Below are 15530 nucleotides of genomic sequence, written 5' to 3' on the forward strand. Positions count from 1 at the left end.
TGACGGCTGGCTGGATTTTCTCAGTGTTTCCCCTGTTGAATGCCGATGCCGGTCTGCGAACGGACGAACTGCACGCGGAAGCGGGCGCGTTCAGCGGCGGCGTTTTCCGAATGGTCGGTGATGGAAAATAGCCAGGTTGCGACGAAAGCCACCAGCATGGAAAACAACGCCGGATATTCATAAGGGTAGATCGGCTTGGCGTGGCCCAGCACCTGCACCCAGATCGTAGGGCCGAGGATCATCAGGATCACCGCCGTCAGCAGCCCCAGCCAGCCACCGATCATCGCTCCGCGCGTGGTCAGCTTCGACCAGTACATCGACAGCAGAAGGATCGGGAAGTTACAGCTGGCGGCTATCGAGAACGCCAGTCCCACCATAAACGCAATGTTCTGTTTCTCAAACAGAACGCCCAGCGCAATGGCGACAAAGCCAAGCAGCACCACGGTAATTTTGGATACCCGCAGTTCTTCAAGCTCGGTGGCTTCTCCTTTGCGGATCACGCTGGCATACAGATCGTGGGAGACGGCGGAGGCGCCTGCCAGCGTCAGCCCGGCAACCACCGCCAGGATGGTGGCAAAAGCCACCGCTGAAATAAAGCCAAGGAACAGATTCCCGCCCACGGCGTCGGCCAGATGAACCGCCGCCATATTGGTTCCGCCGATCAGCTGGCCGCTGGCATCTTTAAATGCCGGATTCGCGCCGACCAGCACGATGGCGCCAAAGCCGATAATAAAGGTAAGAAAGTAGAAATAGCCCATAAAGCCGGTGGCATAGAACACGCTTTTACGCGCTTCGCGCGCGTCGCTGACGGTAAAAAAGCGCATCAGGATATGGGGTAAACCGGCGGTACCAAACATCAGCCCCAGACCCAGCGAAAGTGCGGAAATCGGATCGTGTACCAGCCCGCCGGGTCGCATAATCGCCGCGCCTTTGGCATGGACGGACATCGCCTCGCTAAACAGCGAACTGAAGCTAAAGCCGACCACTTTCATCACCATGACCGCCATAAAGGTCGCGCCAAACAGCAGCAGGACCGCTTTGATAATCTGTACCCAGGTGGTTGCCAGCATGCCGCCAAACAGGACGTACAGCACCATCAGGATGCCAACCAGCACCACCGCGACCAGGTAGTCGAGACCGAACAGCAGTTGAATCAGCTTGCCAGCGCCGACCATCTGGGCAATCAGGTACAGCGCCACCACCACCAGCGAGCCGCAGGCGGACAGGGTGCGAATTGGCTTCTGTTTCAGGCGATAGGAGGCGACGTCGGCAAAGGTGTAGCGGCCAAGGTTACGCAGTCGTTCGGCGATCAGAAACAGAATAATCGGCCAGCCGACCAGAAAGCCCAAAGAATAGATCAGTCCGTCATAGCCCGAGGTATAGACCAGCGCGGAAATGCCGAGAAAGGAGGCGGCAGACATAAAATCGCCGGCAATGGCCAGGCCGTTTTGCAAACCGGTAATATTGCCGCCGGCGGTGTAATAATCGCTGCGCGATCGGGTTCGTTTCGATGCCCACCAGGTAATAAACAGGGTGGCGGTGACAAAAATCACAAACATCACGATAGCTTCAACATTAGTGCTGCGCTGCTGGACGGCGCCGCTGATGCTGTCGGCGCCCCAGGCGATGCCAGGCAGCAGCAGCGCCGGAAGAATGGCTGATTTTTTCATTCTTTCACCTCGCTCAGCAACTGCCTGGTCAGACGATCAAACTCGCCGTTGGCGCGCCATACATACACGCCGGTCAGCAAAAAAGAGATAACGATCAGCCCGACGCCGATCGGAATGCCGCGGGTTACGCTGGTACCGGCATGCAGCGGCGTTCCCAGCCAGCCGGGGGCGAAAGCGATCAGTAAAATAAAGCCGATGTAGAGCACCAGCATAATAAGTGACAGCAACAGGGCGAAAGACTGGCGCTTGCGCACCAGCGTCTGAAAGCGCGCAGAGCGCTCTATCCGCTGACAGAGGATATCGTTCATTCATGGTCTCCAGAAGTAAGTTGGGTTTTCACCACAACCGGAGCAACGTTCCCAACGAACGTAACTGCGCACCGGAGGACATCGGCTGTTGTTATCGCTTTTTTTTAAATTCGGACGAGGATCGGGGAGTGGCAGATGTTCAGCTGTCTGCGAAATTCCCGGCGGGCCTCGTTACAACATTCAGCGAACAGTAAAAAGCCCCCTCCAGCAGGAGGGGGATGAAATCAGGGCATTTTAATCGCTTGTTTCTCTTCCAGCAGTTTTTCAACCACGCCAGGATCGGCCAGGGTTGAGGTATCGCCGAGATTGCTGGAATCACCGGAGGCAATCTTGCGCAGAATGCGGCGCATGATTTTGCCTGAGCGGGTTTTCGGCAGCGAGTCGGTCCAGTGCAGGATGTCCGGGGTTGCAATCGGGCCGATCTCTTTACGCACCCATGCGCGGACCTCGGCGTACAGCTCCGACGATGGCTCTTCACCGTGATTCAGCGTGACGTAAGCATAAATTGCCTGGCCTTTAATGGCGTGAGGGATGCCCACCACAGCCGCTTCGGCAATTTTCGGATGCGATACCAGCGCAGACTCAATCTCTGCCGTTCCCAGACGGTGACCGGAAACGTTCAGCACGTCATCCACGCGTCCGGTGATCCAGTAGTAGCCATCTTCATCGCGGCGGGCGCCGTCGCCGCTGAAATAGCGGTTAGGGAAGGTAGAAAAATAGGTTTGTTCGAAGCGTTCGTGGTCGCCAAACAGCGTGCGCGCCTGGCCCGGCCAGGAGTCGTTAATCACCAGGTTGCCCTCACAGGCGCCCTGCTGCGCATTACCTTCATTATCCACCAGCGCAGGCTGCACGCCGAAGAAAGGGAAGGTCGCGGAGCCGGCTTTTAACGCCGTTGCACCCGGCAATGGCGTGATCATAAAGCCGCCGGTTTCAGTCTGCCACCAGGTATCGGAAATCGGGCAGCGCCCGTTACCAATTTTATTGTGAAACCACTCCCAGGCCTCAGGGTTAATCGGCTCGCCGACCGAACCGAGAATACGCAGACTATTGCGTGAGGTTCCCTCAATCGCTTTGTCGCCTTCGGCCATCAGTGCGCGAATAGCGGTCGGGGCGGTGTACAGGATGGTAACCTTGTGCTTATCAACCACTTCCGCCATACGGCTTGGCTGTGGCCAGTTGGGAACGCCTTCAAACAGCAGCGAGGTGGCGCCGCAGGCCAGCGGGCCGTACAGCAGATAGCTGTGGCCGGTTATCCAGCCGACGTCGGCAGTACACCAGTAGATATCATCAGGGTGGTAATCGAAGACATATTTAAAGGTTGTTGCCGCATACACCAGGTAGCCGCCGGTGGTATGCAGTACCCCTTTTGGTTTACCCGTGGAGCCGGAGGTATACAGGATAAATAACGGGTCTTCGGCGTTTATCTCCGCCGGCTGGTGGCTGTCGCTGGCCTTAGCCATCAGATCGTGCCACCACAGGTCGCGCCCCTGCTGCCAGTCGACTTCGCCGCCGGTGCGACGGAAAACGATGGTTTTGCCGACCGAAGTGACATTAGGATTGGCCAGCGCGCTATCGACGTTTTTCTTCAGGGGGATTTTACGGCCGGCGCGGATGCCTTCATCGGCGGTAATCACCAGGCGCGCGCTGGAGTCGACGATGCGTCCGGCGATCGCTTCCGGCGAAAAGCCGCCGAAAATCACCGAGTGGATAGCCCCGATGCGGGCACAGGCCAGCATTGCTACCGCCGCTTCCGGCACCATCGGCATATAGATAGCAACCACATCGCCTTTTTTAATGCCCTGTTCGCTTAACACGTTGGCAAAACGACAAACATCGCGATGCAGCTCGCGATAGGTCACGGTTTTACTTTCTTTGGCGTCATCGCCTTCCCAGATCAGGGCCGGGTGATCGCCACGGGTTGCCAGATGACGGTCGAGGCAGTTAGCCGCCAGGTTCAGGGTGCCGTCTTCATACCAACGAATATTAATATTTCCCGGGGCGAATGAGGTGTTTTTCACCCGGGTATAAGGCTTGATCCAGTCAAGTATTTTGCCCTGCTCGCCCCAGAATGCCTCCGGGTCCTGTACCGACTGCTGATACATCGACTGGTACTGCTCTGCATTAATCAGGGTGTCAGCCGCGATAGCGGGCGGCACCGGATATTTTTTAATCAGGCTCATGACTGGCTCTCCTTGTGAATGTTAATAGTATGTCAATGGAGTGCGAAGGGAAGCGACAGAATAAAGCTTTGTTTATTTTTGAGTATTGGATCACGACATGTATGCGGTATGACATTTTTCTTGCTGAAAACTATCCGCCTGCCGGATGTCCCGCCGGGTCTGACAGACGACAGCGTTGCGCAGAAAAACAGCGAACAGATTGCAGCGGGATTATCTGCCGATCGGTGTTTTGCACAATTATGCGTATAAATATTTTTTTTATTACCATTTATAACAAAGGGTTAGTAAGTTAAATTTACATTTAGCTTATTCTGCTGTCATTTCGTGCTGAAAATGCCCTTTTATCCGGGGTTGCATTTCTGTTAGGGGAGGTGGTACTTATCAGGGCCCTAATTTTTAGGGGCAGTTATCCATTTTACCCACGGGCCAGTTTGGTTTTAGTTCATCTTACCAGGGGTGTAATTTCCTCCGCATACGCTACGTGGAGGTTGGGTTTTGTTAAGGAAGTAAATGCATTATGAAAACTGTAAAAGTTAGTCTTGCCTGGCAAATTCTCATTGCGCTGGTGCTGGGCGTCATCGTGGGCGCCGTTTTGCATAATCAGCCGGAAAATCGTGACTGGTTGGTCGCTAACATCCTCAAGCCTGCCGGCGATATTTTTATCCACCTGATCAAAATGATCGTTGTGCCTATCGTGATATCGACGCTGATCGTCGGCATTGCCGGCATGGGCGACGCGAAAAAACTTGGCCGTATTGGGGTAAAAACCATCGTTTATTTTGAGGTGATTACCACCATCGCCATCGTGGTGGGCATCACGCTGGCAAACGTGTTCAAACCCGGCATCGGCATTGATATGTCAGCCCTGACGACGGTTGATATCTCGCAGTATAAAGCCACCACTGAACAGGTCGAAAACGCGCCGCACAGTCTGGTTACTACCATTCTGTCGCTGATCCCGCAAAACATATTCGCGGCCATCGTTAAAGGCGACATGCTGCCGATTATCTTCTTCTCCGTGCTGTTCGGCCTGGGCATGTCATCGCTGCCTTCTGAACACCGTGAGCCGCTGGTGCAGGTGTTTCGTTCTGTCTCCGAAACGATGTTTAAAGTGACTCATATGATCATGCGTTACGCGCCGGTCGGGGTGTTCGCGCTGATTGCGGTAACCGTCGCCAGCTTTGGCTTTGCCTCGCTGTGGCCGCTGGCGAAGCTGGTTATCCTGGTGTACGCCGCCATCCTGTTTTTTGCCTTTGTTATTCTTGGCGGTGTGGCCCGGCTGTGTAATCTGCGTGTGACGACGCTGATGCGTATTTTGAAAGATGAGCTGATTCTGGCCTATTCCACCTCCAGCTCGGAAACGGTACTGCCGCGTATTATGGAAAAGATGGAAGCCTATGGCGCGCCGAAAGCCATCACCGGCTTCGTGGTGCCTACCGGCTATTCATTCAATCTTGATGGTTCCACGCTCTATCAAAGCATCGCCGCCATTTTTATCGCCCAGATGTACGGCATTGATTTATCAATAGGCCAGGAGATCATCCTGGTTCTGACCCTGATGGTGACGTCCAAAGGGATCGCCGGCGTGCCGGGGGTTTCCTTCGTGGTACTGCTGGCAACCCTTGGCAGCGTCGGTATTCCGCTGGAAGGGCTGGCATTTATTGCCGGCGTGGATCGGATTATGGATATGGCGCGAACCGCGCTAAACGTCATTGGCAACGCGCTGGCGGTTCTGGTGATCGCCAAGTGGGAAAACCAGTTCGATAAGCAACAGGCGCTGGCTTATGAGGCCAGGCTCAAGCATATCACCTCTCCATCCTGACCGACGGCGGCGCTGGCGCTTGCCCCACCAGCGCCGCCGGTTTCAGCATCGGCGCGCTGATTCAGTCCTGTGCGCCGTCATCCTCTTGTTATCTGCTTTTGTCAAAAATGCCACGGCGTTCCCCTTTAGCATGCGCTAAATCAACTATCCTTAAGCCTTTCACACTGTTAGCGCCATTTGCGCCATAACCCACACCAGGAGACCTGTAATGAGTCATTTTTTCATGAACGATAAAAATCATCTGGTCAACGAGGCAATTGAAGGCCTTATCCAGAGCGCCCCTTATCACAACATCAGCCGCCTTGACGTCGGCGATGATATCCGCGTTGTGGTGCGTCGTGACTGGGACAAAAGCAACGTTGCGCTGATCTCCGGCGGCGGCTCCGGTCATGAGCCGGCTCATGCCGGGTTCGTAGGTAAGGGGATGCTTACGGCGGCGGTGTGCGGCGATATATTTGCCTCGCCAAGCGTTGATGCCGTGCTCAGCGCCATTGTGAACGTTACCGGCGAAGCGGGCTGCCTGCTGATTATTAAAAATTACACCGGCGATCGGCTTAACTTCGGTCTGGCGGCGGAAAAGGCGCGGGCGATGGGCTTTAAGGTCAATATGGTGATTGTGCGTGACGACATTGCCCTGCCGGATAACCCCCAGCCGCGTGGTATTGCGGGTACCGTGCTGGTACATAAGGTGGCAGGCTATGCGGCAGAGCAGGGGCAAAATCTGGATCGGGTGACGACGCTGGCGCAGCAAACCATTGATGCCACGGCCAGCATTGGCCTGGCGTTCGCCACCTGCCATCTGCCGGGTGAGGATCGTGATGAGCGCGTCAGCGCTGGCGAGAGCGAGCTGGGCATGGGCATACACGGCGAGCCTGGCGTAACTACCCTTGCCACCCAGAATAGCCGTGAGATCGTCGCGGCCATGACCGAAAAGCTACTGCAGAAGATCCCCCAGGGCCAGCGAGTGGTGCTGCTGCTGAATAATCTCGGCGGTTTCTCGATGCTGGAAATGGCGCTGTTGGCAAAAGAAACGCTGGCCTCTGCGTTGGGCAAACAGGTCTCCCATTTAATTGGTCCGGCGACGCTGGTTAGCGCGCTGGATATGAAAGGCTTTTCTCTGACAACCCTTGTGCTGACCTCCGAACTGGAAGAAGCGCTCTGCGCTCCGGTGGAAACCAGCGGCTGGCAGCCGATGTATAAATATCAGGCTCAGCAGTCGCTGCAAGGTAAAAAGGTCAGCGTGCAGTCGGCGTTTACGCCGTCGGAAAATCAGCAACATGCCGCGATGCTACGTACCATTTGCGACACCCTAGTGTCGCTGGAGAATCAGCTTAACCAGCTGGATGCTAAAGTCGGCGATGGCGATACCGGTTCCACCTTTGCCGCGGGTGCCGGCAGGCTGCTTAGCGCGCTGGATAACGGTAAGTTGCCGCTCAACGAGACCGATAAGCTGTTGATTCACGTCGGCGAGCAGCTGGCGGTAGTGATGGGCGGCTCCAGCGGAGTACTGATGTCGATTCTGTTTACCTCCGCCGGGCAGAAGCTGTCCGAGGGCGCCGACTTCGCCGCGGCGCTGGCATACGGCCTGGAGCGCATGCAGCATTATGGCGGCGCGCGTCCGGGCCATCGCACCATGATCGATGCGCTTGATCCGGCCTTTAAGGCGCTGCAGCAAGGGGCTTCAATCGGTGAGGTCGCGCAGGCGGCACGCAAGGGCGCGGAAAGTACGGCGTCCATGCAGAGCGCCAAAGCAGGCCGTTCATCCTATCTGAATGCGCAGAGTCTGGATGGCGTTAAAGACCCCGGCGCCAGCGCGGTTGAAAGCGTCTTTGCCGCACTGGCGAAGCAAGCCTGAGGAGATGTCGCGGGGCGCGGCGATGCGCCCCGCCGATTACTTCAGTACGCCCTCACTAAGATGCGTCTCGCTGTCGTTCAGCACCTTCTCAAAGCTGCGCAGACGTTTATAGATAGACATCAGTTCCACCAGCGTCGGCCATGAGTTAACCAGATACTGGAAAGAGCTTCTTACCTGATCGAACACGTTGGTGATCTGCTGCATCAGGCCGAGGGTGATGGCCCCGGCGGCAATAGTCGGAAACAGCACGACCAGCCCAAACAGGTTGTCTGCCTGCAAATAGAGGTAGCGGGCAACGTTGAAGTAGAGGTAGTGGAAATAGAGGCGGAAATAGTTTTTACGCACGTTATAAAACAGCGTACGTAACGTGGGCGGCTGCGCGCGGCTGTGGTCATCTTCGCCGTAAACCAGCTCTTTACGATAGGCGGCTTCGACGCGCTGGTTAATAAATGACAGACCCGGCAGCTTGATGCCCACCATGCCCAGAAGCACGGTGCCGAACAGCGACCAGAAAACCGCCGCCCATACCAGACCATAAGGAATCTCACCCAGTATCGGAATGGATTTTACGTGACTGGATAGCTGAACCAGCAGCGGCAGAAACGCGATCAGCGTCATAACCGAGCTGATCAGGCTGACGCCAAGTCCTTCAAGGGTTGAGGCAAAGCGCATGGTGTCTTCCTGCACACGCTGCGCGGCACCCTCGATCTCGCGCAGGCGCGGCCAGTAGTGGACGTAATAATTGTTCATCGCGGTACGCCAGCGGAACACGTAGTGGCTGACGAAAAAGGCGTTGCCGACGCCGATTACAATCGCCATCGTGGCAATCGACAGGAAGACCAGCGCGCCGTCATACAGCTGGGTAATCTCAACGCTATTGGGCTTGGAAAGCGCCTGCTGGATTAAATCGTAAAAGGGGTTGTACCAGGCGTTGATAGCGACGCTTACCTCAACGGAGTACCAGACGAGAAAGATAATCAGCGCTGAGCCAAAAATCGACCAGCGCTGCCAGGGATGCGGCGACAAGATTGCCCAGAAGACGTAAAACAGCAGCACCCACCCCCAGTACCAAGCATAAAACCATAGCATTTGCGGCGCCAGAAAGCGCATGGCGCTAACCGGTAACGGCTTTCCCGTGCTGCCAGCCATGCCGGGAAACAGATTGATCAAGGTGCTGGCACCAAAAAACCATAGCAAGATTGCCAGCGCAAAAAAGACAACCACACTGCTGAAGAACAGCATCGGCCTCGGAAAAAACGATTTAAACATGAGCACTCCGCTGCAAATAAATGGGCATGTAACGCCATTTTATGTAAAGCATCTGAATAGCATTGTTTCTATTAATTACAAGCCTCATCAGGCTTATTTTCACGTTATGAAATTTCATTAAGTTGGCTTTTATTTTTATATTATTCGCATATTTGGTTGCTGCAAGGTATTCATCTGACTACTTGAACAACAAATAAACAAAATTATTGCTGAATGTTTGTAATCCGCTGCCGATAAGCTAACTGAAGAACACCGCCAGCTTAGGATTTTTCTTGTGTTACGGGCCATTTTCAGTTTATAGCTACTGCTGCTAGCAGGACATTATAAAAAAATAACATTCCAGTCAGCCCAGCGGCTAATAATATTTATTCGCGTTTGATTACGCGCGGCAATAAACCTTTTCGTCTTCCGGATGAAAAGTGACCAGGCGAAAGAACAATGAGTGAAACGTCAGACGTTACCTATAGGCTATTAGTTCAAAGTATCGTGAACTATGCCATTTATCTGTTAGATACCGATGGCAATGTGGTGAACTGGAACTTCGGCGCACAGCGGGCCACGGGATATCAGGCTGGGGAAGTTATCGGTAAGCACTTCTCTTTGTTTTACAACGAGCAGGACCGCATGGCGCAACTGGCTGACGAGCAGCTGAAAGTCGCCCGTGCCCGTGGTCATTCCGAAGATGAAGGCTGGCGCTTGCGTAAGGATGGCAGCGCCTACTGGGCTCATGCTTCGATCGATGCGGTGCAAAACGATCAGGGCTTGCTCATCGGCTTTGTCAAAATTACCCGCGACTACACTGAACGTCAGCGTCTTCAGCGTGAGCAGGATCTGCGCTTCCGGCTGCTGGTGGAAAGCGTCACTGACTATGCTATCTATATGCTGGATCCGCAGGGTCGGGTGGTTAACTGGAATGCAGGTGCGCACCGGGCAAAAGGTTACCTCAGTGAGGAGATTGTTGGTAAACACTTTTCCATTTTCTACAGTGCCCAGGATCGGCTGGCGCGGGTGCCGGAAACCAATCTCACCATCGCCCGCGTTCAGGGACGATTTGAAGATAAAAACTGGCGTTACCGTAAAGACGGCAGTGCGTTCTGGGCTCACGTGGCAATTGATGCGGTGCATGACGATCGGGGCCAGCTGATCGGCTTTGTTAAAATCACCCGTGACTGCACGGAAATGCGCGAGTATGAGCAGCAAATACTGCGCGCCAAAGCGTTAGCTGAGCAAAACAGTGAAAAAGCGGCCGCGATGTCGAAATTTCTCGATTCGATCATCACCAATATCCCTTCATGCGTTATCGTCGAGGATGTGGTCTCCGGCGAGGTTCTGCTGGCAAACAGCCGGGCTGAAGGATTACTGGGCCTTTCTACGCATCTGCCTGATGGCAGTAAGATGAAAGATCTGGTGGCGGACGAGATGTTCAACTTCTTTGCCGCACTCTCAAATGCTGTTCAGCGCAGCGGCGGCGTACACCGCAATGAACAGCTGATGGCGACCAGCGCCGGCGATCGCATTATCAGCTGCAGCGCGTCGATGATTCACGGGAATGACGCCCATACCAACTATGCGCTGATGATTGCTGAGGATGTCACCGAGCAGCGTGCCGCCGATGCACGCATTCGCCATATGGCGCATCACGATAACCTGACCAGTCTGCCAAACCGCATCCTGTTTAATCAGCGGCTGAAAGAGGCGCTGCACCGCGATCGCGAAGCGGGCAAAATCACGGCGGTGCTTGGGCTGGATCTGGATAATTTTAAAAACGTCAACGATGCGCTGGGCCATCAGGTGGGCGATGACCTGCTGCGCGCCGTGGCGGGGCGTTTACGCGGCGTGCTGCGCGTGCAGGATACCCTGGCGCGTAACGGCGGCGATGAGTTCTCTATCGTGCTGCCCGGCCTCAGCCAGGCGAGCGATGCGGATGAAGTCGCCCGACGGCTGATTGAGACCGTTCGCCCCAGCTTCAGCGTTGATGGCCACAACCTGACGGTTGGCGTGAGCATTGGTATTGCGGTTAACAGCGACGAACCGCTGCCCACGGATACCCTGCTGCGCCACGCCGACATGGCGCTGTATGTCGCTAAGCGCAACGGGCGCGATCGCTATGAGCATTTCTCGCCAGAAATGGATGAAGCAGCACGCAAGCGTTGCCTGGTCGAAATGGATCTGCGTGAGGCTATCACCCAGCACCAGCTCCGGCTCTATTATCAGCCGATTACCCAGGGCAGTCAGGGGGAAATCGTCGGCTATGAAGCGCTGATGCGCTGGCACCATCCGGTTAAGGGCCTGATCATGCCGCTGGATTTCATTCCCGTTGCTGAGGAAACCGGCCTGATCCATAGCCTGGGCGCCTATGCGCTGCACGAAGCCTGTCGCGAGGCGGCCAGCTGGCCCCATGACCAGAGCGTGGCGGTTAACCTGTCGCCGATGCAGTTTAAGAACAGCGCGCTGGTAACCACCGTTGAGGCCGCGCTAAAAGAGAGCGGGCTGGCGCCGCACCGCCTTGAGGTGGAGATAACGGAATCGGTGCTGCTGGATAACAACATGACCAATATCCACACGCTACAAAAGCTGAAAAACCTCGGCGTGCGTATTGCGCTGGACGACTTTGGTACCGGTTATTCGTCTCTGAGCTATCTGCGTTCGTTCCCGTTCGATAAAATTAAAATCGACAAATCGTTTATCAGCGATATGCAAGACAGCCGCGAATCGCTGGCGATTATCCGTGCTATCACCGGGATGAGCCGTAGCCTGGATATTCAAATCACCGCAGAAGGGGTGGAAAATGTTGAGCAGTTTAAGCGCCTGCAGGAAGAAGGGTGCTCACTGTTTCAGGGCTACTATTTTGGCCGCCCCCAGCCGTCGGAGCTGCTGCTAAGAAGGGATGCCCCTTAGGCGCCCGCTTAGCCTTTGCGCGCGGGATCCCGGCGCTATTGCAATACTGTGACCGGCAGACGCATTCGCGCCTGCCGTTTTTCTGTTGCGCAATGCCAGGCAAGAAGAGACATTGCAACCTACGCCGGCATCACTTAAAAAGGATAAAGGGTAAATTATTTCTTCGGCATAAAGGCGATATGATGAGTTTTCTTATTGAAACAGAACGTCTCAGGCTGGAACCCTTTAATAAAAGCCATATCAACGGCTTACGTGCTATGGATAGCGACCCGGAAATCCTGCGCTATATCAGCAACGGCGTGACGAAAAGCCATGATGAGACCATGGAAACCATACAGCGGGTGCAGACGCGTTGGCAACAGTACGGTTTTTCATGGTGGGCGATGTGTGACAAGCAGAGCGGCGAGGTCGCTGGCGCCGCCTGTTTGCAACACCTTGCCAATCAGGATGGCGCGCCGCTCGAAATTGGCTGGCGTCTGCGCAAAGAGTTTCACGGTAAAGGATTGGCCACTGAAGCGGCAAAAGCGATCGTCGATTTTGCCGTTGAGCGGGTTGGCGTAACCTATCTTGTTGCCGTTGCCCACCCGGATAATCTGGCTTCCCAGCGCGTGATGCAGCGCCTTGGAATGATCTATAAAGGCATTGAGGTACACTACGATGAGCCATGCGTAGTGTACGAACTGAAGGGGCTGACAAACGCGACCGAAAAATAATCAAAGCGGCGACGCTGCCTGGGTTGCGGATAAACGGCGTTAGCGGTTATCTGCTGATATTCAGGTAGCGTCGCCGCGTGCCTTTTCAGCTATCGGCTGGGCAGTAAGGCGCCAAAAATCATCAAATCTGTTCCAGCTCCAGCCCGCGGGTTTTCGGCCCGAAAACCCCGATGGTGAACATCACAATCAGCATGCTGACCACGATAAAGGTGATGACGGCGCCGGCGCCGGCATATTGCAAAATCAGCCCGATAAGTATGCTGCTGAACACCGTGGAAAGTCGGCTGAACGAGTAGCAGAAACCGACGGCGCGCGCCCGGATATGGGTCGGGAACACCTCAGTCTGGTAGGCGTGGTAGCTGTAGGTTAGCCAGGCGTTCGACCAGGTGATGCAAAAGCCGCAGAAAATCAGCATCAGCGGGTTATTTTGCAGCGCAAACAGCGTGCCGAATATCACGGTCATCAGGCAGGACAGTACGATTTGCCATTTGTTTTCCATGCGATCGGCAAAGCGACTGCAAATCAATGAACCCAGCGGATAGGCCAGCGTGATAAATACGGCGTACAGCAGGCTGTGCGTAATGCTGGCGCCCTTACCGGAAAGCAGCGCTGGCAGCCAGTTGCCGAAGCCAAAAAAGCCGATCGCCTGAAAGAAGTTCATCACCACCAGCATCAGCGTACGCTGGCGGTATTCCGGGCGCCAGATATCGCGAAAGCGGCCCAGTGACTGGCGGCTTTGCAAATGGGCCTTCTCGGCGTCAATCGACAGCGCCGCGGTAGCGGTGAGCCCGCAGCGCCGCTCCATGCCGTTGACCACCTGATGCGCCTCGTCGAAACGCCCTTGCTGCGCCAGCCAGCGCGGCGATTCGGGGAGGTTCTTCCTGATAAACCAGATAATCAGCGAGCAGACGGCGCCGGCAATCACCACGTACCGCCAGCCGGTTAATCCGAAGATCGTCTGCGGTACCAGCCACCAGGACATCAGCGCCACGGCGGGTACCGATAGAAACTGGACAAAAAAAGCGAAGGCAAAGGCGCGGCTGCGCATATGGCGCGGCACGCATTCGGTGAGGTAGGTGTCGATGGTTACCAGCTCTACGCCGAGGCCGATCCCGACCAGAAAGCGGAAGAAGATCACCCCTTCGGCATGACTTTGAAACGCCATGCATAGCGACAGTAAACCGTAGCCAATCAGCGCATACATGAAGGTCATGCGCCGTCCCAGGCGGTCAGCGAAAGGCGCCAGCAGGCTGGCGCCGATAAACAGGCCGAGAAAGGTGGCTGAAGCGAAGGCGGCCTGGTCAGATATGCCAAATACGCCGGCGCTGCCAGTATGAAATATATCTTCTGCCAGTAAACCCGAACTAATATATCCCGTCTGGAATAGATCGTAGAGTTCAAAGAAACCGCCCAGCGATAATAAAGTAATAAATCGCCACAGGCCGCCGGAGGCGGGCAGGGAGTCAATTCTTTGCGATAAGGTTTTGTTTACAGAGCTATTATTTGAATTCTGGCTTGCAGGTGGTGTTTGCATTTCTGGTAATCAGCCTCGGGGGTAGCAGAATTAATTATGGCTTCCGGGTTTATATTTCCCCAGTTTAACGTTCTTCTGATTATCCTAAAGCTTTAAAGCAGGATTTAAATTTTGAATTGTGGAAGATTTTGCCAAATTAAAGCACAAAATAATGGAATTGTTGGCTATCAGTCATTTGTCTGCCGTGATGACCGGGAGCATCCGGGCTGGCAGAGCGGGAGCGTGAACGGCGCGTTGTTTGGCGCACGGGCGGGATAATTCCAGCAGCAGCGGGATTGAATCCTCGCCGCTGCTGGCGAAGCGGGCGCTAACCCAGAACCAAATCGCCTTGCGGATAACAGCAGCAGGACAGCACATAGCCTTGCTCAATTTCCTGTTCGCTCAGCGTCATGGTGCTGGTTACCTGGTAATCCCCGGCGGCAACTTTGGTTTTGCAGCAGCCGCAGACGCCGGCCCGGCAGGCCGTATTTACCGCTACCTGATTACTTTCCATCGCCTCCAGCAGCGTACTGCCGACGGTGGCAAAAAATTCGCGGGCAGGGCGCAGGCTGGTAATCTTCAGACCGCTGGCTGCGGCTTTGGCGACCGGCGTGAAGAATTTCTCTTTGAATAGTCGGTTGACCCCAAGGGATTTCGTCAGACTTTCGACCTGTTCCATGTAAGGCGCCGGACCGCAGGTCATCACGGTGCGCGAGGCAATGTCAGGTACGGTTTCCAGCAGCTCGCGCGTCAGGCGGCCGCTGACAAAGCCTGAAGTCGCATCATTTTCCGCCACCAGCGTTACCGGATACTGGCGCCACTCATCGGAAAAAATAACCTCCCGGGGTGAACGAACGCTAAAAATCACCCGTACGTCCGACTGCGGTCGGTACTTAGCCAGCCAGCGGCACATCGACATAATCGGCGTTACGCCACAGCCCGCGGCCAGCAGCAAAAAGCGATCGTTGCGTTGGTCATCGCAGGTGAAGTCGCCCTGGGCGTCTGACAGCCAGATGTAATCGCCGCGTTTCACTGCGCGGGTCAGCCACTGCGAACCCGCTCCCCCTTCAATCTGGCGCACGGTGAGGGTGATGTACTCACTGACGCCAGGCGTTGAGGAGAGCGTATAAGCGCGCAGCGTTTCGGCGCCATCGCCGATGCTCACTAACGCATACTGGCCCGCGCGATAAGGGTAATAATCGTGACACAGCAGTGACAGCGTCCAGACGTCCGGGGTTTCCTGAACGATATGATGAACCTGCATGCGCCACGGGCATTGTGAAGCGAGTATCGACATGCTTT

General features: G+C 55.2%; 10 protein-coding genes. 4 read left to right on the plus strand and 6 right to left on the minus strand.

The features are described 5' to 3' along the window. Positions 1-20: 20 nt before the first annotated feature. The 3 genes from BTJ39_RS00535 to acs all read right to left on the minus strand — a co-directional run bounded on the left by BTJ39_RS00535 (position 21) and on the right by acs (position 4158). The gene (locus BTJ39_RS00535) at positions 21-1670 is read right to left on the minus strand and encodes a cation acetate symporter (protein ID WP_078000712.1); all 1650 of its coding nucleotides are present in this window, start codon (positions 1668-1670) and stop codon (positions 21-23) included. Continuing rightward, positions 1667-1978, minus strand: coding sequence for a DUF485 domain-containing protein (locus tag BTJ39_RS00540; RefSeq protein ID WP_078000713.1), 312 nt, complete (start codon positions 1976-1978; stop codon positions 1667-1669). The genes BTJ39_RS00535 and BTJ39_RS00540 overlap by 4 nt, the downstream gene beginning before the upstream one ends. A 224-nt stretch (positions 1979-2202) precedes the next feature. Further along, the gene (acs, locus tag BTJ39_RS00545) at positions 2203-4158 is read right to left on the minus strand and encodes an acetate--CoA ligase (protein WP_078000714.1); all 1956 of its coding nucleotides are present in this window, start codon (positions 4156-4158) and stop codon (positions 2203-2205) included. 517 nt (positions 4159-4675) lie between these two features. Here acs and gltP point away from each other — a divergent pair. Further along, positions 4676-5980: a glutamate/aspartate:proton symporter GltP gene (gene gltP, locus BTJ39_RS00550; protein WP_078000715.1), complete on the plus strand. Its 1305-nt coding sequence runs from the start codon at positions 4676-4678 to the stop codon at positions 5978-5980. 208 nt (positions 5981-6188) lie between these two features. Further along, positions 6189-7835, plus strand: a complete 1647-nt coding sequence (locus tag BTJ39_RS00555) for a dihydroxyacetone kinase subunit DhaK (RefSeq protein ID WP_078000716.1) — start codon at positions 6189-6191, stop codon at positions 7833-7835. A gap of 36 nt (positions 7836-7871) precedes the next feature. Here BTJ39_RS00555 and sbmA read toward each other — a convergent pair whose 3' ends face one another. Beyond that, positions 7872-9104, minus strand: coding sequence for a peptide antibiotic transporter SbmA (sbmA, locus tag BTJ39_RS00560; protein ID WP_078000717.1), 1233 nt, complete (start codon positions 9102-9104; stop codon positions 7872-7874). A 438-nt stretch (positions 9105-9542) separates the two neighbouring features. Here sbmA and BTJ39_RS00565 point away from each other — a divergent pair, with 438 nt between their 5' ends. Together BTJ39_RS00565 and BTJ39_RS00570 are read left to right on the plus strand one after the other, a co-directional pair. Beyond that, complete coding sequence (locus tag BTJ39_RS00565; RefSeq protein ID WP_078000718.1) at positions 9543-12002, plus strand: sensor domain-containing protein; 2460 nt, start codon at positions 9543-9545, stop codon at positions 12000-12002. A gap of 182 nt (positions 12003-12184) precedes the next feature. Then, positions 12185-12715 (plus strand): GNAT family N-acetyltransferase, encoded by a 531-nt coding sequence (locus BTJ39_RS00570; RefSeq protein ID WP_078000719.1) that lies wholly within the window; start codon positions 12185-12187, stop codon positions 12713-12715. 121 nt (positions 12716-12836) lie between these two features. Here BTJ39_RS00570 and BTJ39_RS00575 read toward each other — a convergent pair whose 3' ends face one another. Then, positions 12837-14249 (minus strand): MFS transporter, encoded by a 1413-nt coding sequence (locus BTJ39_RS00575; protein ID WP_078000720.1) that lies wholly within the window; start codon positions 14247-14249, stop codon positions 12837-12839. 307 nt (positions 14250-14556) lie between these two features. Beyond that, a complete protein-coding gene (hcr, locus tag BTJ39_RS00580) occupies positions 14557-15525 on the minus strand; it encodes an NADH oxidoreductase (RefSeq protein WP_078000721.1) in 969 nt (322 codons plus the stop codon). Positions 15526-15530 lie beyond the last annotated feature (5 nt).

The organism is Izhakiella australiensis (assembly GCF_002006995.1).
GTDB classification, from domain to species: Bacteria; Pseudomonadota; Gammaproteobacteria; order Enterobacterales; family Enterobacteriaceae; genus Izhakiella; species Izhakiella australiensis.